Genomic DNA, 23,241 nt, shown 5'->3' with positions numbered 1-23,241 from the left:
TCATTGGCGGGGACAATATGGAAAGGGTAAATCCTGTAAAACAGGTTGGCGTTGCTCTGGTTTTAATTTTACTTTCAATAGCGGGGGCGATAATTGGCATTCAGCTAATTACCACCATCGGCGTAACACCTAACACTTCTATTATTGGCGCGCTCTTTGCGATGTTATTAGCGCGTATTCCTCTGCAAGCTTTCCGACGTTATCGTTCGATTGAAATACAAAACCTGGCGCAAACGGCTATTTCCTCTGCCACCTTTGGTGCGGCAAACAGTTTATTAATGCCCATTGCTGTTCCGTGGGCATTAGGTGAACCTCAATTAGTGTTTCCGTTATTTTGTGGCGTCAGCGCTGCGATGTTACTGGATGCCTATTTACTCTATCGCTTATTCGATACGCGCGTATTTCCAGCCAGTAATGCATGGCCACCGGGTGTTGCCGCCGCTGAAGCGATCAAAGCGGGCGATCGTGGTGGACGTCAAGCGTGGTTATTGGTGGTCGGCATTGTAGGTGGCATCGTCGGCTCCATGTTGAAGATTCCTATGTCTGCTTTTGGCACCGCGTTTATCGGCAATATATGGGCGCTGAGCATGTTAGGAATAGGTTTCCTGATTCGGGCCTATGCGCAACCGATTGCCGGCATTGATATCAATGCGCTTTATATTCCCCACGGCGTCATGGTGGGGGCCGGTTTAGTGGCGTTGATTCAGGTAGCGATGGTGATTCGCAGCCGTAAACAGGATTCGCTGGTGGTCAGTCGTAACGGCAGCGAAGTGAAACGCGCACTGGGTCTCGGCGGCGTCGGCTATCTTTTAATTTCAGCCCTGCTGGCGCTGGCAGGCGGATTGTGGAGCGAAATGAGCATCGGCATGCTGCTGCTGTTTATTCTCTACGCCGCGTTTGCCGCTTTTGTACATGAATTGATTGTCGGCATTGCCGCGATGCATTCAGGTTGGTTCCCGGCCTTTGCCGTGGCGTTGATTACCCTGATTGTCGGTATTTTGCTTGGCTTCCCGCCGCTGGCGCTCTGCCTGCTGTGCGGCTTTACGGCGGCTACCGGCCCGGCTTTTGCAGACATGGGTTACGACCTGAAAGCGGGCTTTATCCTGCGCGGTAACGGCGCGGATATGCAACAAGAGTTGTGGGGACGTCGCATTCAGTTGATCGCCGCAATGATCGCCTTTGTCGTCTCGATTCCACTGGTGTGGTATGCGCACACAATTTTCTTTGCTGAGAACCTGCTACCGCCGGTCGCGCGCGTTTACGCTAAAACTATTCAGGCCGGAGCCGAACCTGGCATTGCCGGTAATTTGCTGATGTGGGCCATTCCCGGCGCGATTATTCAATTCATTGGTGGACCGAAGCGCCAGCTCGGCGTTCTGCTTGCCACTGGTTTATTAATTAATAACGCGATGGCGGGTTGGGCGGTAGTGGTGGGTATTGCTTTGCGTATTGTCATTATTCGCGTCTGGGGCGAGCGCGGTCGTTCGCCGATGGAAGTCATGGCGGCGGGCTTTATTGCCGGTGACGCTCTGTACAGCTTCTTTCATTCGCTGTTTGCCAGTAGCAGTAAAAAATAACTAAGGGATCGACGATGAGTTTGCAGCAGACTTTGCAGGTATTTGAATTATTCGACAGCGCATTTGTGGATGGGCAGCAGGTCGTGGATCTGTTTGCTGATTATCCGGGAGTTCACGCTACATTCAAACGCGTTAGCGGTCCGAAAGGGCGCACCGACTTCGTAAGAGTCGATATTCCTGGTAGCAACGGCAAAGCCACCGGCGGCAATGCGCCGACGCTGGGCATCATTGGACGTCTGGGAGGGATCGGTGCGCGTCCAACGCGTATCGGCTTGGTGTCTGATGCAGATGGCGCTATAGCGGCCATCACCAGCGCCCTGAAGCTGGCACAAATGCAAACCAAAGGCGACGTGCTGGCGGGCGATGTGATCATCACTACGCATATTTGCCCGGATGCGCCAACGCGTCCGCATGAGCCCGTCGATTTCATGGATTCACCGATTGACGACGTCACCATGAATGACAATGAAGTGGTTGAGGGCGTGGATGCGATTCTGTCGATCGATACTACCAAAGGTAACCGCATCATCAATCACAAAGGTTATGCATTATCGCCAACGGTGAAAGAGGGCTACATTTTGCGCGTTTCCGACGATCTGCTGCGCATTATGGAAATGACCAGTGGCCGTCCTGCAGTGACGTTTCCGATCACCACGCAGGACATCACGCCTTACGGCAACGGCATTTACCATTTGAACAGCATTTTGCAGCCCTCCACCGCGACCGATGTTCCGGTAGTCGGTGTAGCGATTACCGCTGAATCGGTGGTGCCGGGTTGCGGAACGGGCGCGAGCCATGAAGTGGATATCGCGGCGGCGGCGAAATTTGCCGTTGAAGTAGCGAAAGAGTTCGGGCGCGAAACCTGTCACTTCTATGACGCAGACGAGTACGCCCGTTTGCTCGCGTTATACGGCAGCCTAAGCCATCTACGTAACCGGAATCCATAATATGAATAAATCCCTGGTCACGCTGACCATTGGTCAGTCACCGCGCAGTGATATTCTGCCGCTGCTGCTGGAGCATCTGCCTGCCGATCACATTGATCATGTAGGCTTACTGGATGGTATGAGCGTTGCGGAGATTGAAGCGCAGTTCGCGGCTGAACCTGGCGACAGCATTTTGGTGTCGCGCTTGCGGAATGGTCAACAGGTGCGACTCGCTGCGCCGAAGGTTGAGCAGGGATTACAGCAAAAGATAGACGCGCTGGAAGAAGCGGGTTACGACACTATTCTGCTGTTGTGCACCGGTGAATTCGGCACGCTAAAGGCGCAACGCGCATTACTGCTGGAGCCAGATCGCATCATTCCGCCGCTGATAAAATCGATTGTTCATCAGCATCAGGTAGGCATTGTGGTGCCGGTTAAAGAGCAAATTCGTGAGCAGGCCAACAAGTGGCGTCATCTTAATAAGCCACCTTGTTTCGCTGTCGCCAGCCCCTATTTAGCCGATGAATCTACACTGCAAGCCGCAGCGGAGGCGTTGCTGGCGCAGGGAGCAGAAGTGGTGGTACTGGATTGTATTGGTTATCACCAGCACCATCGCGACTTCTTGCAGAAGAAATTGAGTATTCCGGTGTTGCTTTCAAACGTGCTGGTGGCGAAGTTGGCGGCAGAGCTGATCGTCTGAGGTTTAGTGAGATCACACTCTGCTACATCGCTGGTTTTTTCACGTGACAGATCAGCGAGTTCCCTTCTACACTGCCAGACACCTAAATGTGCTGTGAGGAAGTATTATGCTCAACGTAAGTGAGTATTTTGACGGAAAAGTTAAATCCATCGGTTTTGACAGTGCGAGCACAGGTCGTGCCAGCGTTGGTGTAATGGCCGAAGGCGAATATACATTTGGCACCGGCCAACCCGAAGAGATGACTGTGGTCAGCGGATCATTGAAAGTGTTGCTGCCTGGCGAGACTGAGTGGAAATGGTTTGAAGCGGGTTCGGTGTTTAACGTACCGGGCCACAGCGAGTTTCATCTACAGGTGGGCGAGCCGAGTTCTTATCTCTGTCGCTATCTGAAAGACTAAATAAATGGCCGCACGATGCGGCCATTTTTTTAGCGCTGCGATTCTCCGCCCAGCGCTTCCACCAGATTACTGGTAAGCGCGGCGAGTTCGCTGGTCATCAGGATAAAGTCAGCGTCGAAGCGCTGAGCAAAATCTTCACGATCGATATCGTCATTTTGATCGCGTAGCGTGTCGCTGAACTTCAGGCGTTTTACCGAACCATCATCCGACAGCACAAACTGGATGCGTTCCTGCCAATCCAGCGCCAGTTTAGTCACCAGTTTTCCGGCTTCAATGTGGTTAGCGATTTCATCACACACCAGATCTTGTTTCTTGCAGCGGATTACGCCGCCATCTTCCAGAATCGCTTTTAACTCCGCTTCATCCATTAGCGCAAAACCGGCGGGCAGATCGCCTGAGCGTACCCATTCAGTCAGTGTCAGCTCAATCGGACTTTCTAACGTCAGCGGCACTACCGGCAATGAACCGAGGCTTTTGCGCAGCAAAGCGAGCATATCTTCCGCTTTTTTGGCGCTGGCGCAGTCAACCATGATCAGGTTGTTTACTGTGTCGATCCACATATAGGTCTGGCTGAAACGGCTGAAAGCACGAGGAGCAAACTGTGCAGCACTTCATCTTTCAGCGAATCTTTTTCGGTCTTTTTCAGCTTGCGGCTCTGTTCTGCTTCCAGCTTGTCGATTTTGGCTTCCAGCGCCTGTTTAACGACGGGCGAAGGCAGCATTTTCTCTTCTTTACGGGCGCAGATCATAATCTGCCCGTTATTCTCATGAGTCAGTGCGTCACTGCGATTTCCCATCGGCGGCACCCAGCCGGTTTTGCTCATATCCTGGCTGCCACACGGCGAAAAAGTAAAGGCGTCGAGCTGTTTTTCCATCTCGTCTGCGGACAACGGAATGTCACGATTCAGACGATAAACCATCATATTTTTAAACCACAACATCAGGATTCCTTACCGTGGCGCGATCGGGCGCACAAGTCTAACAGAGTCAGCGCGCATGATAGCGAAACATAGGATTGGTTTCATTGCCTTTCCGGTAAGCGCCCTCTACTGTATCTCTCATCTGAACGAATAATGAGGAATAAACCGTGCGTATAGGCATTGATTTGGGTGGAACAAAAATTGAAGTTATCGCCTTGTCTAATGAAGGCCAGGAGTTGTTTCGCCATCGCATTAATACCCCGCGTGACGACTACCAAGCCACGGTACAGGCAATTGTTGACTTAGTGCTATTGGCAGAAGAGAAAACCGGTCAAACCGGCACCGTAGGATTAGGTATTCCCGGCACGATTTCGCCGTATAGCCAGCGCGTAAAAAATGCCAATTCCACCTGGCTTAATGGGCAACCGCTGGATAAAGATTTAGCCGAGGCGCTGAATCGTGAAGTGCGCATCGCTAACGACGCGAATTGTCTGGCCGTTTCTGAAGCCGTGGATGGCGCGGGCGCAGGCAAATCGCTGGTGTTTGCAGTGATCATTGGTACCGGTTCGGGTGCCGGTGTCGCCATCAAGGGTGAATCACGCATTGGCGGCAATGGGAATGCGGGCGAGTGGGGACATAATCCGCTGCCGTGGATGGATGCCGATGAATTACGTTATCGCGAAGAAGTACCGTGCTATTGCGGGTTGCAAGGGTGTATTGAAACCTTTGTGTCAGGCACCGGTTTTGCCATTGATTATCAGCGCCTGAGTGGTGTGTCGCGTAAAGGGGCTGAAATTATTCAGTTACTGGAGCAGCAGGATCCGGTTGCTGAGCTGGCGATGAGTCGCTACGAAATGCGCCTGGCGAAGTCGCTGGCGCAGGTGGTGAATTTGCTTGATCCCGATGTCATTGTGTTAGGCGGCGGCATGAGCAATGTTGATCGCCTATATCACACGTTGCCCGCGTTGATGAAGAAGTGGGTATTTGGCGGAGAGTGTGAAACACCGGTGCTGAAAGCCATGCATGGTGATTCGAGTGGTGTACGGGGAGCCGCTTGGTTATGGCCGCTGAAGAGCTGATATTGGCGTTAAGTGCCAAGGGTGTTTCAGGCGGCACGGGCGGTTGTTACCTAAAGACGGCGTAACCCGTTCCCTGCAGCCTCGTCCGCCATTTCCTTGTGGCGGACGCTTTACGGCCACAACTCGCCAGCACCCATTTATTCATTGTGCCGTTGTCAAAACAGCAACATCAACGCTCGGATCAGCCCTGGCTTCCATGCAATCTTAAAGCAACGAACGCCCTACACATCTTACTGTGACTTTTGCGAAGCGATGTGTAATGACTCGCTCTTTCCGACTAACAAGAGGGTTAATGAGTAGGAAAGTACCAGCGCTATTCCCACGCCAGATAAAGCGAACATGAAGTAGGGGCCAATATAAGCGGGCAAACTGAAAATGCTCGACAGGATATAACCATATAAACGCACACCGAAAAAACCGACGAAGGCAGAGGCAACGGAGCTGGCTATGGTGGCGGCAATAAACGCTTTTTGTAGCGCGTAAGCACGCCAAACAGCGCGGGTTCAGTTATGCCCAGCAAGGCGGAAATAGCCGCTGAAAGCGTGACGGTTTTATCCTGGCGATCTTTATTGAGAGTCCAAATGGCGAAGGTAGCACCTGCAATCGACATATTGGCCATAAACATCATGGGCATCAGCATGTCATAGCCGCGATCGCTGAAATTTTGCAGGGCAATGGGCGTCATAGCGTGATGCATACCGGTTAACACCGCCAGCGGGCGAATAGCCCCAACAATAATTCCGGCAAAACTGGATGAAACACCAAATAATCCCTCAATAAACCATGCCAGACCTTTGCCCAGCCAAATGCCGATCGGGCCGATAATCACTAACGCGGCGAGTGCGGCAAGAAATAGCGTAAGCGTTGGCGTGAATACCGTTTTCAACACATCCGGCATGATTCTGTCCACGCCGCGATGAATATAACTCAACGCCAGAATGGAAAAGATAACGGGAATGACGCTTGATGCGTAATTAAATATTGAAACCGGCACAGCATTCAAAAACCAAAATGCGGTGACGGCACCTTCCTGATGAGTTGCCAGCGCTTTTGCCGCGTCGGTTAAAGAGGGATACATCAAACAGGCCGCTACCGCAGCTGCAAGGTATTCATTGGTTTTAAATATTTTTGCCGCAGAAACCGCCAGGAAAAAGGGCAGGAAATAAAAGACGCCGCTGGCGATGAGATCGATCACGATAACCGTATCGCTTTTCGCCGAAACCACGTTAAGCGCAACCAGTCCGGCTAATAAGCCTTTGATCATGCCTGCGCCCGCAATGGCCGGAACTATCGGGCCAAACACACCCGAAACGGTATCCATGAACAGAGAGACGAGACTTTTGCGTGCTTTATCCTGCGGTTTTTTATTAACCGCTTCTGGTTTCAGTACGGCAATTAATTGCTCATGCCAGCTATTCACCTTTGGGCCAACAATAATTTGAAATTGATCGCTTTGCATCTGCGCGCCTAATACGCCCGGCAATTTTTTAATCGCTGCATGATCGACTTTATTCTCATCAAGCAGATCGAAGCGTAAACGCGTCATGCAATGCCAAACCTTATTAATATTATCCTGCCCACCGACTAGCTGAATAATAGTATTCACAATTTCTTGCGTACCCATAAAAACTCCTGCGGACAGAGGTTATTGTTTTAATTAGCGAGGGAATGGTAATGAATGGGTGATAACAAAACAAACCAATAAAACATGAGTAAGCTCACATTTTGCAGCAATGAAAGGGCTTAATAAGGCTGTTTGACTAAATTGGTTCGTTTTTTTAACAGAAAAATAAAAGAAAACTGACCAAAATAAAGTTAAAAAAACGTTTTGCTTCAGAGCAATTTCGAGGTGAAGATATTTGCCTGAATATTTTATTTCCTTTGATAAAAAAGCAGGAGCTCATGCTGTGACCCCAACGATTATTGAAAATATCGAGTGTTTCATTACTCGTCCGGATCGCCATAATCTGGTGACTGTGCGCGTTACAACCAATAAAGGCGTAACAGGTCATGGCTGTGCTACGTTTCAACAGCGTCCGTTGGCCGTAAAAACGTTAGTTGATGAGTATTTACATCCGCTGCTAATCGGGCGTGACGCTAATAATATTGAAGACCTCTGGCAAATGATGAACGTTAATGCCTACTGGCGTAACGGTCCGATCATGAATAATGCGATTTCCGGTGTCGATATGGCGTTGTGGGACATCAAAGGTCAGCTGGCAGATATGCCGCTTTATCAGTTACTGGGCGGAAAATCACGCGATGCGATTGCCGCCTATTCCCACGCCAGCGGGGAAACGATGGAAGCCTTGTTTCACTCAGTAGATGAATTACTGGCGCAAGGTTTTCGCCATATTCGTTGTCAGTTAGGCTTCTATGGCGGCACGCCAGAAGCGTTGCATTCGCCACAAGATGCGACACAGGGCGCTTACTATTCTCAGCAAGAGTACATGACCAACACCGTTGAGATGTTCCGTGCGCTGCGCGAGAAATATGGTAACAAGCTGGAAATTTTGCATGATGTGCATGAGCGACTGTTTCCGCAGCAGGCGGTGCAGCTGGCTAAACAGCTGGAGCCTTTCCAGCCCTATTTTATTGAAGATATTTTGCCGCCGCAGCAGTGCGCCTGGCTGGAACAGGTACGTCAGCAAAGCAGCATTCCCTTGGCGTTAGGGGAGTTATTTAATAATCCGGCAGAATGGCATGATCTGATTATTAATCGCCGCATCGATTTTATTCGCTGTCATATTTCGCAAATTGGCGGCATCACACCGGCAATAAAACTGGCGATATTATGTCAGGCTTTTGGGGTTCGTCTGGCATGGCACGGACCGGGCGATATGACGCCGATCGGCGTGGCGGTGAATACCCATCTCAATATTCATTTTCATAACGCGGCAATTCAGGAGTTTATTCCACGCTCAGCGTTAACTGACGCCGTATTCCCCGGCGCGCCAAAGGTGAAGCAGGGTTATGTTTATCCGCCACAACAAGCGGGGATTGGCGTCACCTTCAATGCTGAACGGGCGGCACAGCATCCGCTGGTTTATCGTCCCCATGAATGGACGCAAAGCCGCTTGCCTGACGGCACAATTCACACACCTTAAACTCAGCGATTTTCCTGACGATATTCAAGATTATTGTGATTAAAAGGGGTGAGGTAAGTGCAGGTGTAATTGATATCGGTAATGTCGCTAATTTCATAAACGCGCCCGCCCTGCAACATGCCCCGGTTGATGATGTGCATCGCCGGGCTGCCTTTTTACAGCCTAACAACGCGGCCTGTTCACGACTGATACAGATTGCGCGATAGCTGGTGAGCATATGTGAAATGGTATAGCCCTTGCTCAGCACATATTTTTGCATTGAGCGTTCAGTGACCTCGCGGGTGAGATCGGGAAACAGTGACACCGGCAGACGAGAATGCTCAATCTGTACAGCGACATCATCAACATAGCGCAAGCGGCAGAAGGCCCAAATAAAAGTCTCGTCATCAATGTCGAATATCTTCTGTTCATCACTGTCGGGTCGGCGCTTGTGCAAACTGATGAGGCGGAAGTGAATTTGGTCAAAGCGTTTTTCGGTGATCGAGTTGTAGACCAGTGGATTGCTGCGCACTGACGCATTAATCCAGATGCCCGAACCCTGAACAATGCGTACGGCGCCAATGCTTACCAGTTTTTCCAGGGCCTGACGGATAGTGAAGCGTGACACGCTATACTCTTCGGCCAACTGGCGTTCGGGTGGGAGTTTACGCGGCCCGTCAGCGTCGGACTGATAAATCTTGCTAAGCAGATCCTGAGTCACGAACTCTTTTTCTTCATCTACATTCCTGCTGCGCGTCACGTGTTGGCTTGGCAGGAATCATATCACTCGCAAGCAAAGCGTTAATAGCAAAGGCCGATTTAGCCAAATCGTCTGGTCACGACTGAATAAACCGGCCTCGAGTACCTCTTTAACCCAGGTGACGCGTTAACTTATTCTCCCACTAGCATGCTGTCTTGTGGTGCGCTGTCGCGTTGTGATTTAGTCGCCAGGAAATAAAGATATCCCACTGCCATAAATGCCACGAACAGCGCGCCGATCACTGGGTTAAACCACAACATCGCCAACAGGCATACCACTGAAAGCACCAACGCAATGCCAGGGACAATCGGATAACCCGGCGCACGGAAACTGCGTTCCATTTCCGGTGCCGTTCGGCGCAGCTTGAACAGGCTAAGCATGCTCATGATGTACATTACGATGGCACCAAACACCGCCATCGTGATCATCGCGGCGGTCAGCGTCATGCCTTGCAGATTAATAAAGCCATCACTGTAAATTGCAGCGATACCAATTAAACCGCCCGCGATAATGGCGCGATGTGGCGTCTGAAAGCGTGAGAGTTTCGCCAGACCTGGCGGTAAATAACCGGCGCGGGCCAAAGCAAAGAACTGGCGAGAATAGCCAAGAATAATACCGTGGAAGCTGGCAATCAGACCAAACAGGCCAATCCACACTAGCATGTGCATCCAGTTAGAGTTTTCACCCACAATCATTTTCATGGCTTGCGGCAGCGGATCATTGATACCTGATAACGTGCGCCAGTCGCCTGCGCCGCCGGCTAACACCATCACACCAATCGCCAGCACCACCAAGGTCAGGATGCCAGTAATGTAGGCTTTCGGGATGGTGCGCTTAGGATCTTTGGCTTCTTCTGCCGCCATCGCCGCGCCTTCAATGGCGAGGAAAAACCAGATGGCAAAAGGAATTGCCGCGAAAATACCGGAAAGCGCAGGCATGCCAAAGCTGTCGCTGCCCGCCCAGCCGTGAGACGTAAAATTGGTCAGGCTAAAGCCCGGCGAGACCACGCCCATAAACACCAGCAGTTCCATCACCGCCAGTATCGTGACCACCAATTCGAACATCGCGGCCAACTTCACGCCGAGAATATTCAGCGTCATGAAAACAATATAGGCACCGACCGCCGCTGTTTTAGGATTAAGATCGGGATATTGCACGTTGAGATAAGCGCCAATTGCCATCGCAATCGCCGGGGGTGCAAACACAAATTCAATCAAGGTCGCCAGGCCAGCAATCATTCCGCCCGTTTCACCAAAGGCGCGGCGGCTATAAGCAAACGGGCCACCGGCGTGGGGAATGGCGGTGGTCAGTTCGGTAAAGCTGAAAATAAAGCAGGTGTAGAGGGTGGCAATCAGCGCGGTAGTGATTAAAAAGCCCAAAGTGCCCGCCACGCCCCAACCGTAACTCCAGCCAAAATATTCGCCTGAAATGACCAGGCCAACTGCGATTCCCCAAAGATGCAGGGCACCTAATGTGGGTTTGAGCTTGCTCGTCATAATGTTTTCCCCGTCGTTGTTGGTGCTAAGCGGCATGGACACCGCGATTTAATCGTTTGCGCTACAGTGAAGGGATAATGCCGCTGCCTGGCTGATAAAGACTTGACGCGAGCGCGGTGAGTTTTGTCCTCCACGGTCAACTTAGAGGCAAAAACGGTGCCAGATGCACGCTGCGGTCAACTTTAGGTGGCCTGCGGTCAAGCAGTTGCGGAGCTGGCGTCCCATGCTGATAACACGCAAGCTACTGGAGCCGAACTGATGAGTGCTAAACAATATGACAGTCTGACTGATTCCCAACTGACCGCGCTGGCGCAGCAGGCGCTAAGCCGCTATCCCGCTGCGCTTCAGGGCGAGCTGAGCTTGCTGTGTCGCTCCGAAAACGCCACTTTTCTGTTGAAAGCGGCGGGCAAGCGCTACGCGCTGCGCCTGCATCGTGGCAATTATCATCAGAAAGCTGACATCGTCAGTGAATTGCTGTGGCTGGATGCGCTGCGGGAAACCGGCATCGTGGTGCCGGAAGCGGTAGCGGATAATGAAGGGGAAAAGTGTTGACGCTGTTGCTGCCCGAAGGCGGCGCGCGTCACGTGGTGTTGTTTCACTGGATCGAAGGCGAGATGCCCACCACCGATGTCGATCCCAAAGCCTTTCAGCAGTTGGGCAATATCACCGCACGACTGCATCAGCACAGTAAAAGCTGGCAGAAACCCGCCGGATTCCAACGCATCATTTGGGATCACCACACCATGACCAGTGCGCAAAGTCATTGGGGACGCTGGCAAGACGCGCCAGCGCTCGATCCTGCGGATCATGGCGTGGTTGAAGAGGCGATAGATCGTGTGGGCCAGCAGTTAGACGCTTTCGGTAAAGGCGCGGATCGTTACGGTTTGATCCATGCGGATCTTCGCCTGACTAACCTGCTGCTGCACAAAGGCGAAACGCGGGTGATCGATTTTGATGATTGCGGCCTCGGCTGGTATCTGCATGATCTGGCCGCCGCGATCAGCTTTGTTGAGCACCATCCTCGCGCCGGAGAGTGGGTTGAGAATTGGATCCGCGGCTATGAGCAGGTGGCGCACATCAGCGATAAAGAGATGGCGATGGTACCAACCTTGCTGATCCAGCGCCGTATCCAGCTTACCGCATGGGTAGGATCGCATGCTGAAACTGAAATGGCGCAGAGTTTGGGGCCACAATGGGCTGCGCATTCTGTCCGTCTTTGCCGCCGCTATCTGGAAACTGAACAGCTGCCGGTCGGCGCGTAATGCACCAGCGGTGAGCGCATATGCGCTGCCGCGGTGCCTCGCTTCGTTTCTTTTACGCGTGTTTTACGTTAAAGGTGTGATATCGCGCCATCCTGAGCTGGTATGAAAATTGCTGCACAGAAAGAGAGATCACTAATCTACTTTCTGAGGCGACCATGAACCCGACGATGATGAGACAGCCCGACGCGTTTGCCGCACTCTCGGCGGCGGGAGCGAGCAATCACGGCGTGCTGGCGGCGGCGGCTACCGGCCTCAGCGACTTTATTCATACTCGCGGCGGCGATGTAGATCGTATATTTGGCATTAGCGGCATCGATCCTGAACGGCTCGCCAGCCCGACGCTGAGCCTGGGGCTGGTCAACTATTGTCGCGTGATGGAAGAGGCGGCGCGTCACTCTGCGTTTGATAACTTCGGTTTGCACTACGGCAAGCAGTTTAAACCGCAGTCATTAGGCTTGATTGGTTACATCGGGTTGTGCTCGGCCACGCTGGAGCAGGCGCTACACAATGTAGTGAATGCTTTTCCCTGGCATCAACACGATACCTTGACCCGGCTGGTGGACAAAGGCGACAGCTGGCGGCTCGATTATCAGGTGCGCCACGGCGCAATCCTGACGCGACGTCAGGACGCCGAATTAACCTTGGGCATGTTCATGAACCTGATTCGTCACGTTGCCGGTAAAAACTGGGCGCCGCGCGAAGTGCATTTCGAACATCCACGTCCAGAGCAGTGGCATGAGCACTGCAAAGTGTTTGATGCGCCGGTGTGGTTCGATCAACCGTTTAATTCGCTGGTGATCGCCAAGCGCGATTTGATGCGCAGCATGCCAGAAAGCGATCCGATGTTATTGATGGTGATGCAGGATGCGATTCGACGTTTAAACAGCGCGGCCTCACAGCAGAGTATTGTTGAGCAAACGCGTTCGCAGGTTAATCTTTCGCTGATGCAGGGCGAACCGGTGCTGGAAGAGATAGCGGATAAACTGGGATTATCCGGCGCATCGTTACAGCGGCGCTTGCGCGAAGAGGGAATAAGTTTTACTGCGCTGGTGGATAAAGTGCGTTGCGAAATGGCGACACACTATTTACAGCAGAAGCAGCTGCCCATCTCAGAGATGGCGCTGCTGCTGGGATATTCAGAAGTCAGCGCTTTTTCACGCGCTTTCCGCCGCTGGTTTGGCATCAGCCCACGCCAGTGGCGGCAGGATCTGCAGGTTAGTTAGCGTCGGTTTGAGGAAAGATAATCTCCAAACCTTCAGGCGCGTTTTTAGGCGGTAAAGGTAAATTGCGCATGCTGCTGACGGTTTGCCAGGATTTCAGGCACAGCGCTTCATCGCCTTCCGTGCGTAGCACATTGTATCGGCCATCTGGACGACGTTGTGCCGTCACTTTGCAGGTTTTTCCCGCATATTTCGCGCTATCGCCGAAGTTCTGAATCAATGCGCTATTCACCTGTTGCAGATACGCATTAACCTCTGGATCCGTTCCCGTGGCCGCTTTTTGACTGCATCCCGCCAGCAGCGCAACACAGGCGCTGCAAATGATCCATTTCGTCATTCTCATCTCCTCACGGGCTGGGCAAATCGAGTTTGCTGTAGCCCAGACCATTCATTTTCTGCACTTTGATCTGCACCGGAATACGCTCTTTCATCGCCTCGACGTGACTGATCACACCAATGGTTTTGCCGCTGGCGTTGAGCGCATCCAGCGCATCCAGCGCGGTATCCAGCGTTTCGGCGTCCAGCGTACCGAAGCCTTCATCAAGAAACAAAGATTCGATACGCGTTTTATGACTCACCAAATCGGACAGCGCCAGCGCCAGCGCCAGGCTTACCAGGAAGCTTTCGCCGCCAGAAAGCGTGCGCGTGTCACGGGCGGTGTCGGCTTGCCAGGTATCGACAACGTCCAGTTCCAGGAGATCCAGCGCGCGGCGTTGCAGCAGATAACGCCCGTGTAAGCGATCCAACTGACGATTGGCCAGCGCCACCAGATGATCAAGTGTCAGCCCTTGGGCGAACCGGCGGAATTTGTCGCCGCTGGCCGAGCCAATCAAGTCGTTGAGCAAGCTCCACTGCGCCAGCGCGACGTCGTCTTGTTCAATCTGCTGCATTAATTCTTGCTGCTGAGCGCGCAACGTTGCATCGCTAAGTAACTGCTGCTGCGCCTGTCCTTGCTGACTGGCGTTATCGCGGAGTGCCAGCCGCAGATTTTCTAGCTGCTCACTTAATGCCTCAGCAGATGTCGGCATATTCTCTGGCTTCGCCTGTTGATGCGCGGTAAAACGCTGCTGCACTTCCGCCAGTCGCGCCCGTTGCTGCTGCTGTTGCTGATCCAACTGTTGCAGGTGATGACGCAACTGCTGCGCAACCTGTTCTTCCAGCAAGGCCGCGCGCAGGCTGGCTTCATCGCTAAAGGCGGCGGCGCTCAAGGCGCTGTTGAACGCCTGCTCGGCATCGGCCAGGCGCGTTGCCAGCGAGGTTAACTGGGTATCCATCACCGTCAGCTGTCCGCCCAGGCTGCTGACTTGGGTTTGCGCTTGCTGCCAGCGGCTTAAGCTTTGCGCCAGCTGTGACTCTTTTTGTTGCAGCGTCGCCTGCATCTGCTGGCGCGCAGACGACACATCGCGATCGCCAAACAGTGAAGTGCGCCGTTGGCGCTGTGCGTCAAGCTGCGAGGTAATCAGCGTGAGCTGTTGTTGCTGAGTGTTAAGGCGTTGCTGCTCGCTTTCAAGCTGCTGCTGAAGAGCGTTGACCTGGCTTTCAGCGCGTGTCAACTGCGGTTGCAGAGTGGCGAGCCGCTGCTCGCTCTTTTGCCACTGCTGCCAACGCTGCTGCTGAGCCGCTAACCAATTTTCACGTTCTTCCGGCGACGGCGACGTTAGCGCGGCATCGGTCAGTTGCTGTTGTAGCGCATCGTTAAGCTGCTGCCAGTTAGCGTGTTCCTGCCGTTGACGCTGCTGCACGCCTTCCAGCGTTTGCTGCTGATTTTTTAAGGTTTGCTCAGCCAGTTGCTGCGCCTGCTGGTGTTGCTGTAAAGCCTGCTGTTGCTGAACGTAGCGCTCTTTCGCGGTCTGGCGCGTGCGCTCCGCGGCGTCCTGCGCCTGAAGCAGCTGATATAGCCGGGTTTCCTGCTCGCTTTGCTGCTGCTGCCAGCGCGTTAAATCAGCCTGATCGTTAAGCGTGAAGGTAAGTGCCAGCTCACTGCTCAGCGCTTGCCACTGCTGAGTAAGGGTTTCATTCTGACGGGTAAAATCAGTGATTTCTTCGCGCAGCGTTTGCTGCTGAAGGGTGAACTGATTTAGCTGCTCTTTTTTACTGGTTCCCGCTTCTCGTAACGCCTCGACCTGAACTTTAAGCGCCGCCAGCCGCTGCTGGTTTTCGCTGATTTCCAGTTGGGTGTAAGCCTCAACTGCCGGATGGGTGCAAGAACCGCACAGCGGGCAGGGCTGATCGGCCTCAAGGCGTGCGCGGTAATCAGCGAGATCGGCAATATGCTGTTCCAGTGCGCAAATCTTCTCGACATCTGTTAGCTGCTGATTTTCACGCTTCCAATCATCACGCAGCTTTTGCAGTTCAGCTTCGCCCTGCTGGTGCGCTTTTTCCAGCGCAACAAGGCGCTGCTGACGCACATTAAGCTGCTGTTGCAGCGGTTGCCACTGCGAGGCGATAAGCGTCAAGTTCTGTCGCTTATCACGGCTGTTTTGCAGTTGCGTAAGGGAATGACGCACCGTTTCAGGCGGATCGTTTTGCTGTAGCGAAGTTAGTACTTGCTCCGCCTGTACCACTACTTGTAACGCCTGCTGTTCGGCTTGTTGCAGCGGTGCTGCCTGTTGCGCTTGTTGGCTAAACTGCTGCTGCTGCTGGGCTAACTGCTGCTGCAACTGTTGATGCTGCTGGGTTAATTCAGCCAGCACGATTTCACGCTGGGTTAACTGGGCAAACCGTTCCTGCCACAGCGACAGCGATGCGCCCCATTGCGCCACATCCGCCAACTGCGCGCAAATCACCTGCTGAGCGGCTTGCTCTTTTTGCAACGTCTCAAATTGCGCATTTTCACGCGACAGCGCTTGCTGTGCCTGCTCGCAGACGCGTTGTTGCCGATCCTTTTCACCTTGCTGCTGCTGTGCTTGTTGATGCAGCGTGGCGATCTGCTGATCGAGTGGAATCACCTGTTCCGTTAACAGTGTTTCCTGCTGTTGCTGCACGTGCAACGTCTGTTCGCGCACCTGCTGCGCGTCGGTGTAGGCAAGTTGTTCACGTTGTTGAGTCGCAAGAGACGCCTGATGCTGCTGCGAAAGCTGCTGTTGAGCCTGCAACACCTCACGCTGTTCGCGCTGTAATTCGTCACGCTGTTGCAGCTTGCCGCGCAGCTTCTCTGCCGGTTCGCTGCGAGCCAGCCGCTGACGATCGACCTCGGCGGCTTGCCACGCCTGTTCTGCCTGTTGCAAGGCGTCAGCGATCTGCTGCACATCAGCACTGAACTGCTGCGCCTGCTGCTGCCATTGCTGCTGTTGATGGGCATTATCATATTGCGCGGTTAGCGTCTGCTCCGCTTCGGTAAGTGAAGCGATTTGCTGCTGTAACGCCGCTCGCGTTTCGGTATCAAGCAGCGCCATACCGCCCGCTCGGCTGCGCAGCAGCGCTAAGGCATTTTTTGACTCTTTATGACGTTCAAAGATTGCCATGGAAATCAGGCCATAAATCTCTGTGCCGGTGAGTTCTTCCAGCAGTTCAGCCCGTTCGCCTGATTTGGCGTTAAGAAAAGCAGCAAACTGGCCTTGTGATAGCATCATTGAACGCGTGAAGCGTTCGAAATCGAGGCCGGAAAGCGTTTCGATCAGCTTTAGCTTGTCGCTGACTTTGTCTGCGACAATCTGATCGTCGGCACAGCGTGCCAGTTCCACGCGTGGTGCCTGCAACTTGCCATCCGCCGTGCCGCGTGCGCGGTTCTGGCTCCAGAAGGCGCGCCAGGCTTCGCCTTTGATTTCAAATTCAACTTCCGCCAGACATTCAGCGCAGTCGCGCGTCATCAACGCATTTTGTGTTTGTGAGATGGCACCAAGACGCGGCGTTTGGTGATACAGCGCCAGGCAAATGGCGTCCAGCAAGGTGGTTTTACCCGCGCCGGTTGCGCCGGTAATGGCAAATAATCCATTGCTGGCAAAAGGTTCTGCACGGAAGTCGATAAACCACTCACCGCGTAACGCGTTGAGGTTTTTAAAACGTAGCGTGAGGATCTTCATGTGTTCTCCTCAATGTCAGCCAGCGTGCTGCGGAACAGCGTATTGAGCTGCTGGAGTTGTGCTTCATCCATGTCGCTGTCCAGGGCTAAGCGGCGAGCAAATACCTCTTCTACTTTCAGTTCGCTCAGCGTTTCGTTCTCAAGCCGCGCAAGGCTGTGCTGACGCAGTTCACGGCTGCGGCGCAACAGCAGCACCTCAACCGGCAATTCAGCGGTCAGCGCTTCAACCCGACGCTGCAAATCACTGAGATATTCCTGCGTCGTGACTTCAATATCCAGCCACACCGGTTTCTCATCCTGATAGGTTTGATATTCGGCAAGCTGCTGCTCAATTTGCGCCAGCGAGCCTTTGAGCATCTGCATCGGCTGAAATTGTGGCACCGTAAGCGGCGTGACGCTTTGCAGACCATGGGGGCAAATTCAAGCAGGAAAACGCTTTTTTCCGTGCCTAATTCATCAAAACTCAGCGGAATGGGGGAGCCGCTGTAGCGAATATGTTCACTGTTGGCCACGCGCTGCGCACGATGAATGTGGCCCAGTGCGATGTAATCGGCGGCAGGGAAAGCGGAAGCCGGGAATGCATCTAACGTCCCGATATAGATATCGCGCACTGACTCGCTTTTGCTCACGCCAATCGTGGTGAGATGGCCTGTGGCGATAATCGGCAAGGACAATGCATGCGCCTGGGCGGCGACAAAACTGCGCTGATAGTGGGCGGAAATAGCGTCCAGCAGGTTAACCTGTTTTTCGCGGCCTGATTGACCTGCACGGCTGCGCATGATGTCACGCGGACGCAGATAAGGAATGGCGCACAGCAGCGCGCCCGGTTCGCCCTTACGGTTGTTCAGCACCAGCACTTCGTCGATCGGTGTCGCAATAACGCGGGTATTCAGGCAGGCAAGCAGCTCGCGTGACTCATTCAGTGTGGCCACCGAATCGTGATTACCTGCCAATATCACTAACTGGCAGCCGCTGGGCTGTAGCGCCACCACAAAGCGGTTAAACATTTCACGTGCATAGCTTGGCGGTGTACCGGTATCAAACAAGTCACCGGCGACGATCAAGGCATCGACCTGATGTTGCTCAATCTGTGCCAGTAGCCATTCAAGGAAAGCCTGATGCTCAGCTGCCCGGCTTTTATTGTAAAAGAACTGCCCCAAATGCCAGTCCGCGGTATGAATGATGCGCATAGAACTCCCTGCTAAAACCAAATGCCCGGCGATTATACCTCATACTTCAAGCTGCAGATGCGTTGGCTGCGCGTGCGTGCTCCGGGCTCTTATCCGCTTGCCGCCTCCCTGCAGCTCGAATTATTTCGGCTATCAATTTATAAATGCGGCCTGCTTAAATAAATTTTCACGTCTGGCCTCAGCGCTTAACGCAAATCATAAAATGTTATGTCGCTGTCAACATTCGGTATTAAAGCCTGATTTAACAGGGTATGTTTTTCATAAAAGTGTCACAAAACTGACGCATAATGGCGCCGCGAACATCAGTGACAGCCGTCATATCAGCAGGAGTAATAATGGCTAAGCGCATTTTGGTTGTGGAAGACGAAGCCCCAATCCGTGAAATGTTGTGTTTTGTTCTGGAGCAGAACGATTATCAGCCAATCGAGGCGGAAGATTATGACAGCGCGGTCGGTAAACTGATTGAACCCTGGCCCGATTTGATTCTGTTGGACTGGATGTTACCCGGCGGCAGCGGTATTCAGTTTATCAAGCACCTTAAACGCGAAGCGATGACGCGTGATATTCCGGTGATGATGCTGACCGCTCGAGGCGAAGAAGAAGACCGCGTGCGCGGTCTGGAAGTGGGCGCGGACGACTACATCACCAAGCCGTTTTCACCGAAAGAGTTAATGGCACGTATTAAAGCGGTGATGCGCCGTATTTCACCGATGGCGGTGGAAGAGGTGATTGAGATTCAGGGCTTGAGTCTGGATCCTTCCTCACATCGCGTAATGTCGGAAAGCACGCCGTTGGAAATGGGCCCGACCGAATATAAATTATTGCACTTCTTTATGACGCACCCGGAACGCGTTTACAGCCGTGAACAGCTGTTGAACCACGTTTGGGGCACCAATGTGTATGTCGAAGATCGTACCGTTGATGTGCATATTCGCCGTTTGCGCAAAGCGCTGGAACTCTCTGGCCACGATCGCATGGTTCAAACCGTTCGCGGAACAGGTTATCGTTTCTCTGCCCGCTACTAAACGGAGCCTTACCCGTGCTGGAACGCCTCTCCTGGAAGAGATTATTGTCGGAACTGGTGCTGGCGTCTCTGCCCGCGCTGATTCTTGGCCTGCTGTTCGGCTACTTGCCGTGGCTACTGCTGCTCAGCGTGTTGGGCGTATTGCTGTGGCATTTCCATAACCTGATGCGTTTATCGCATTGGTTATGGCTGGATCGCACCATGACGCCACCGACCGGGCGCGCCAGCTGGGAACCGTTGTTCTACGGTTTGTATCAAATGCAGCTGCGTAACCGGCGGCGGCGGCGAGAGCTAGGCAATCTGATCAAGCGTTTCCGCAGCGGGGCAGAGTCGCTACCGGACGCCGTTATTCTCACCACCGAAGAGGGCACCATTTTCTGGTGTAACGGCCTGGCGCAGCAGCATCTTGGCTTACGCTGGCCAGAAGATAATGGTCAGAACATCCTGAACCTGCTGCGTTATCCTGAATTCTCCCGCTATATTCGCCAGCGCGATTTTGATAAACCGCTGACGCAAGTGCTGAATAATCAGCATCACATGGAATTCCGCGTCATGCCCTACAGCGAAGGACAATGGCTGCTAGTGGCGCGTGACGTCACGCAAATGCACCAGCTGGAAGGGGCAAGGCGCAACTTCTTTGCCAATGTCAGCCATGAACTGCGCACGCCGTTAACGGTGCTGCAAGGGTATCTGGAGATGATGAACGATGCAGTGATGAACGAAAAGTCGCGGAGCAAAGCGCTGCATACCATGTCGGAGCAAACGCGCCGCATGGACAGTTTAGTGAAACAGCTTCTGACTTTGTCACGCATTGAAGCCGCACCCGCCATTGATCTAAAAGAGAAAGTCGATGTGCCAATGATGTTAAAGCTGCTGCAACATGAGGCTGAAACGCTGAGCGGCGGGCGGCATGAAATTCATTTCCATACCGATCCCCACTTGAAAGTCTTTGGCAACGATGAACAACTGCGCAGTGCCATTTCCAATCTGGTTTACAACGCCGTTAATCATACGCCGGAAGGCACACGCATTGATATCAGCTGGCTGCGCAGCCGGCAGGGCGCAATCTTTAAAGTCTGCGATAACGGGCCAGGTATCGCGCCAGAACATTTGCCGCGTCTGACTGAGCGTTTTTATCGGGTCGATAAAGCCCGCTCGCGAGCAACAGGCGGCAGCGGCTTGGGCTTAGCTATCGTTAAGCATGCGCTGAGCCACCAAAACGCGCGGCTGGAGATCACCAGTATTCCTCATCAGGAAACCTGCTTTACCTTTACGCTGGCACCGAGGTTGATTGTCAGCATCGGGATGCAGGAGAATGCAGTTCATTAACGGTTAATGGACGTCCTCATGCGTGCGCTTCTTTACTCTCTTCTTTTGTTGCTGCCTGCCATAACGCAGGCACAATCGATTACGCTTTCCGGCAATTTAAGCAGCGTAGGATCGGACACGCTGGGCTACCTGATGACATTGTGGGGCGAGGACTTTAGCCGTCAGGCACCGGGAGTCAATGTGCAGGTGCAGGCGTCCGGTTCTTCCACTGCACCCACCGCATTAGCCGCGGGTGCTGCTCAACTGGGCGCAATGAGCCGCCCAATGCAGGTAGATGAACGTCAGGCATTTGAAGCGCACTACGGTTATCCGCCACTGGCGGTACCGGTAGCCATGGATGCTTTGGTGGTGGTGGTGAATCAGCGCAATCCGTTGCAGCAGATTGAGCCGCGTCAGCTCGATGCGATTTTCTCTATCACCCGACTGTGCGGCGCAACCGCCACTCCCGCTCGCTGGGGCGATCTCGGACTGCAACAAGCGGATTGGATAAAGCGAAATTTGCAGCGTTACGGCAGAAATTCCGCTTCCGGTACATGGGGTTCTTTAAACAGCAGGCGCTGTGCAATGGCGATTTCCGTAGCGACGTGGCAGAGTTTCCCGGTTCAGCTGCGGTGGTGCAAGCCGTTGCAGGCAACCCGCGAAGCATTGGCTATGCCAGCTTCGGCTTTCATCTCAGCGGTGTAAAAATGTTGTCGGTCGTCAACGCAGAGGGTGACGCGGTAGCGCCGGATGCGAACACCATTCGCAGCGGTCAATATCCGTGGGCGCGCCCGCTTTATCTTTATGTGAACAAAGCGCCGGGTAAACTTTTGCCTCCACTTGTCGCGGCTTTTTTACAACAGGTGCTGTCGCCACAAGGCCAGCGTCGTGTAAGCGAGGCTGGTTATCTTCCCCTTTCAGATAAGCAAATGGCGCAGGCGCGCGCTGCGCTTGAAAATAATTAACCTGATTACCGCTCAACATGAATTTCTTTCACGTTACCTGAAATTTCTTCTATTGCAGATGAAGGGTTCGCATGTCACTCTTTGGTTAGACATATAGCCATCCAGATGGCCAAAAATAACCAAGCGAAATTATTCCCTGCCGCAATTATGTGTCAGGTGAGTCAGAGGTGATCATGCAACAACATACAGCCCCGTTCCGTGCCGATACCGTAGGTAGTTTCCTGCGTCCTGCAGCCATTAAACAGGCGCGTGAGCAGTTTGCTGCAGGCGAAATTGATGCAGTTGAACTGCGCCGTGTAGAAGATGAAGCGATTCGCGATGTTGTGGCTAAGCAGCGCGAAAATGGCCTGAAAGTGGTCACTGACGGCGAGTTTCGTCGTGCATGGTGGCACTTCGACTTTTTCTACGGTTTGGAAGGTGTCGAGCGCTATGAAGCGGATCAAGGCATCCAGTTCAACGGCGTGCAGACCAAAGCGCATGGTGTAAAAGTGGTCGGCAAACTGGGTTTTGCTCATCATCCGATGCTGGAACATTTCCGCTTTCTGCAAAGCGTAGCCGGTGACGCAGTGCCGAAAATGACCATCCCAAGCCCGAGCGTGCTGCACTTCCGCGGTGGCCGTAAAATGATTGATGCCAACGTCTATCCCGACTTAGCGGAATACTTTGACGATCTGGCACAGACTTATAAAGACGCCATCAAAGCCTTTTACGACGCGGGCTGTCGTTTTCTGCAGTTGGATGATACCGTTTGGGCATATCTCTGTTCAGAAGATCAGAAAAGCCAAATCCGTGAGCGCGGTGATGATCCTGAAGAGTTGGCGCGTATTTATGCACGCGTCCTAAACAAAGCGTTGGAAGGTAAACCTGACGATTTAACGATCGGACTGCATGTCTGTCGCGGCAACTTCCGTTCAACCTGGATCTCAGAAGGCGGCTATGAGCCAGTGGCTGAAATCTTATTTGGCTCCGTGAATGTTGATGAATTTTTCCTGGAATATGATAACGAGCGTTCTGGTGGTTTTGAGCCGCTGCGTTTTATCAAGCCTGGCCATCAACAAGTGGTGCTTGGCTTAGTCACCACTAAAAACGGCGAGCTGGAAGATCCAGAACAGGTGAAAGCGCGTCTGTCGGAGGCGGCAAAGTTTGTCAGCCTTGATCAGATCTGCCTCAGCCCGCAATGTGGTTTTGCCTCGACTGAAGAAGGCAACAGCCTGAGCGAAGAGCAGCAGTGGCAGAAGATTCGCCTGGTGGTCGAAATCGCTAATCAGGTGTGGTAAGGCTGTAAAGTTGTGCAGACAGGCGCGTAAAACG

Annotated in this window: 15 protein-coding genes and 5 pseudogenes; 12 read left to right on the top strand and 8 right to left on the bottom strand. The window is 53.1% G+C overall.

The features are described 5' to 3' along the window. Positions 1-17 precede the first annotated feature (17 nt). The 4 genes from KQP84_RS17455 to ppnP all read left to right on the top strand — a co-directional run bounded on the left by KQP84_RS17455 (position 18) and on the right by ppnP (position 3,600). Entirely contained in the window at positions 18-1,577 is a 1,560-nt protein-coding gene (locus tag KQP84_RS17455) for an OPT/YSL family transporter (RefSeq protein ID WP_215847481.1), read from the top strand. A 14-nt stretch (positions 1,578-1,591) separates the two neighbouring features. Continuing rightward, positions 1,592-2,524 (top strand): DUF1177 domain-containing protein, encoded by a 933-nt coding sequence (locus tag KQP84_RS17450; RefSeq protein ID WP_215847480.1) that lies wholly within the window; start codon positions 1,592-1,594, stop codon positions 2,522-2,524. Position 2,525: 1 nt separating this feature from the next. Further along, the gene (locus KQP84_RS17445) at positions 2,526-3,203 is read left to right on the top strand and encodes an AroM family protein (RefSeq protein ID WP_215847479.1); all 678 of its coding nucleotides are present in this window, start codon (positions 2,526-2,528) and stop codon (positions 3,201-3,203) included. Between the two features lie 106 nt (positions 3,204-3,309). Beyond that, positions 3,310-3,600 carry a pyrimidine/purine nucleoside phosphorylase gene (gene ppnP / locus KQP84_RS17440; protein WP_009091800.1) on the top strand — a complete coding sequence of 97 codons (291 nt, stop codon included), beginning with the start codon at positions 3,310-3,312 and terminating at the stop codon, positions 3,598-3,600. A gap of 29 nt (positions 3,601-3,629) precedes the next feature. Here the strand turns inward: ppnP and rdgC are convergent. Continuing rightward, positions 3,630-4,540, bottom strand: a pseudogene (rdgC, locus tag KQP84_RS17435) (recombination-associated protein RdgC). A 146-nt stretch (positions 4,541-4,686) separates the two neighbouring features. On the opposite strand from rdgC, the gene mak reads away from it, so the two are divergent. Beyond that, entirely contained in the window at positions 4,687-5,598 is a 912-nt protein-coding gene (gene mak, locus KQP84_RS17430; protein WP_215847478.1) for a fructokinase, read from the top strand. Positions 5,599-5,828: 230 nt separating this feature from the next. On the opposite strand, the pseudogene KQP84_RS17425 reads toward mak, so the two are convergent. Further along, positions 5,829-7,222, bottom strand: a pseudogene (locus KQP84_RS17425) (PTS transporter subunit EIIC). A 283-nt stretch (positions 7,223-7,505) separates the two neighbouring features. Here KQP84_RS17425 and KQP84_RS17420 point away from each other — a divergent pair. Beyond that, entirely contained in the window at positions 7,506-8,705 is a 1,200-nt protein-coding gene (locus KQP84_RS17420) for an enolase C-terminal domain-like protein (RefSeq protein WP_215847477.1), read from the top strand. Between the two features lie 2 nt (positions 8,706-8,707). On the opposite strand, the pseudogene KQP84_RS17415 reads toward KQP84_RS17420, so the two are convergent. Continuing rightward, a pseudogene (locus KQP84_RS17415) lies at positions 8,708-9,444 on the bottom strand (GntR family transcriptional regulator). Between the two features lie 131 nt (positions 9,445-9,575). Continuing rightward, on the bottom strand, positions 9,576-10,940 hold the full coding sequence (eat, locus tag KQP84_RS17410) for an ethanolamine permease (protein ID WP_215847476.1): 1,365 nt from the start codon (positions 10,938-10,940) through the stop codon (positions 9,576-9,578). Positions 10,941-11,198: 258 nt separating this feature from the next. Here eat and KQP84_RS17405 point away from each other — a divergent pair. Together KQP84_RS17405 and qhpR are read left to right on the top strand one after the other, a co-directional pair. After that, positions 11,199-12,202, top strand: a pseudogene (locus tag KQP84_RS17405) (phosphotransferase enzyme family protein). Positions 12,203-12,357: 155 nt separating this feature from the next. Continuing rightward, positions 12,358-13,425: an AraC-like transcriptional regulator QhpR gene (gene qhpR / locus KQP84_RS17400; protein WP_215847475.1), complete on the top strand. Its 1,068-nt coding sequence runs from the start codon at positions 12,358-12,360 to the stop codon at positions 13,423-13,425. Here qhpR and KQP84_RS17395 read toward each other — a convergent pair. The 4 genes from KQP84_RS17395 to sbcD are packed head-to-tail and all read right to left on the bottom strand — an operon-like array spanning position 13,418 to position 18,633. After that, entirely contained in the window at positions 13,418-13,759 is a 342-nt protein-coding gene (locus KQP84_RS17395; protein ID WP_252515301.1) for a cell envelope integrity TolA C-terminal domain-containing protein, read from the bottom strand. The genes qhpR and KQP84_RS17395 overlap by 8 nt on opposite strands. Before the next feature lie 10 nt (positions 13,760-13,769). Then, positions 13,770-17,444, bottom strand: a complete 3,675-nt coding sequence (locus KQP84_RS17390) for an AAA family ATPase (RefSeq protein WP_215847473.1) — start codon at positions 17,442-17,444, stop codon at positions 13,770-13,772. Further along, positions 17,441-17,776: an exonuclease SbcCD subunit D C-terminal domain-containing protein gene (locus KQP84_RS25850; protein ID WP_309140182.1), complete on the bottom strand. Its 336-nt coding sequence runs from the start codon at positions 17,774-17,776 to the stop codon at positions 17,441-17,443. The genes KQP84_RS17390 and KQP84_RS25850 overlap by 4 nt, the downstream gene beginning before the upstream one ends. Further along, on the bottom strand, positions 17,659-18,633 hold the full coding sequence (sbcD, locus tag KQP84_RS17385; RefSeq protein WP_309140158.1) for an exonuclease subunit SbcD: 975 nt from the start codon (positions 18,631-18,633) through the stop codon (positions 17,659-17,661). The genes KQP84_RS25850 and sbcD overlap by 118 nt, the downstream gene beginning before the upstream one ends. A gap of 335 nt (positions 18,634-18,968) precedes the next feature. Here sbcD and phoB point away from each other — a divergent pair, with 335 nt between their 5' ends. From phoB to KQP84_RS17365, 4 genes and pseudogenes are all read left to right on the top strand, one after another. Continuing rightward, on the top strand, positions 18,969-19,658 hold the full coding sequence (phoB, locus tag KQP84_RS17380) for a phosphate response regulator transcription factor PhoB (protein ID WP_215847472.1): 690 nt from the start codon (positions 18,969-18,971) through the stop codon (positions 19,656-19,658). 14 nt (positions 19,659-19,672) lie between these two features. Then, positions 19,673-20,986 (top strand): phosphate regulon sensor histidine kinase PhoR, encoded by a 1,314-nt coding sequence (phoR, locus tag KQP84_RS17375; protein ID WP_215847471.1) that lies wholly within the window; start codon positions 19,673-19,675, stop codon positions 20,984-20,986. A gap of 18 nt (positions 20,987-21,004) precedes the next feature. Beyond that, positions 21,005-21,930: pseudogene (locus tag KQP84_RS17370) on the top strand (PstS family phosphate ABC transporter substrate-binding protein). A gap of 173 nt (positions 21,931-22,103) precedes the next feature. After that, a complete protein-coding gene (locus tag KQP84_RS17365; RefSeq protein WP_215847470.1) occupies positions 22,104-23,207 on the top strand; it encodes a cobalamin-independent methionine synthase II family protein in 1,104 nt (367 codons plus the stop codon). Positions 23,208-23,241: the final 34 nt, after the last annotated feature.

Source organism: Candidatus Pantoea bituminis (genome assembly GCF_018842675.1).
Classification (GTDB): domain Bacteria; phylum Pseudomonadota; class Gammaproteobacteria; order Enterobacterales; family Enterobacteriaceae; genus Pantoea; species Pantoea phytostimulans.
Note: the sequence above shows the minus strand (reverse complement) of the source record. Positions and strands in the feature narration are given on the sequence as shown.

What these genes read in the sequence shown, in the direction of transcription:
- KQP84_RS17455 (WP_215847481.1), top strand. Translation starts at nt 18, where the DNA reads ATGGAAAGGGTAAATCCTGTAAAACAGGTTGGCGTTGCTCTGGTTTTA.
- KQP84_RS17450 (WP_215847480.1), top strand. Translation starts at nt 1,592, where the DNA reads ATGAGTTTGCAGCAGACTTTGCAGGTATTTGAATTATTCGACAGCGCA.
- KQP84_RS17445 (WP_215847479.1), top strand. Translation starts at nt 2,526, where the DNA reads ATGAATAAATCCCTGGTCACGCTGACCATTGGTCAGTCACCGCGCAGT.
- ppnP (WP_009091800.1), top strand. Translation starts at nt 3,310, where the DNA reads ATGCTCAACGTAAGTGAGTATTTTGACGGAAAAGTTAAATCCATCGGT.
- eat (WP_215847476.1), bottom strand. Translation starts at nt 10,940, where the DNA reads ATGACGAGCAAGCTCAAACCCACATTAGGTGCCCTGCATCTTTGGGGA.
- qhpR (WP_215847475.1), top strand. Translation starts at nt 12,358, where the DNA reads ATGAACCCGACGATGATGAGACAGCCCGACGCGTTTGCCGCACTCTCG.
- KQP84_RS17395 (WP_252515301.1), bottom strand. Translation starts at nt 13,759, where the DNA reads ATGACGAAATGGATCATTTGCAGCGCCTGTGTTGCGCTGCTGGCGGGA.
- KQP84_RS17390 (WP_215847473.1), bottom strand. Translation starts at nt 17,444, where the DNA reads ATGAAGATCCTCACGCTACGTTTTAAAAACCTCAACGCGTTACGCGGT.
- sbcD (WP_309140158.1), bottom strand. Translation starts at nt 18,633, where the DNA reads ATGCGCATCATTCATACCGCGGACTGGCATTTGGGGCAGTTCTTTTAC.
- phoB (WP_215847472.1), top strand. Translation starts at nt 18,969, where the DNA reads ATGGCTAAGCGCATTTTGGTTGTGGAAGACGAAGCCCCAATCCGTGAA.
- KQP84_RS17365 (WP_215847470.1), top strand. Translation starts at nt 22,104, where the DNA reads ATGCAACAACATACAGCCCCGTTCCGTGCCGATACCGTAGGTAGTTTC.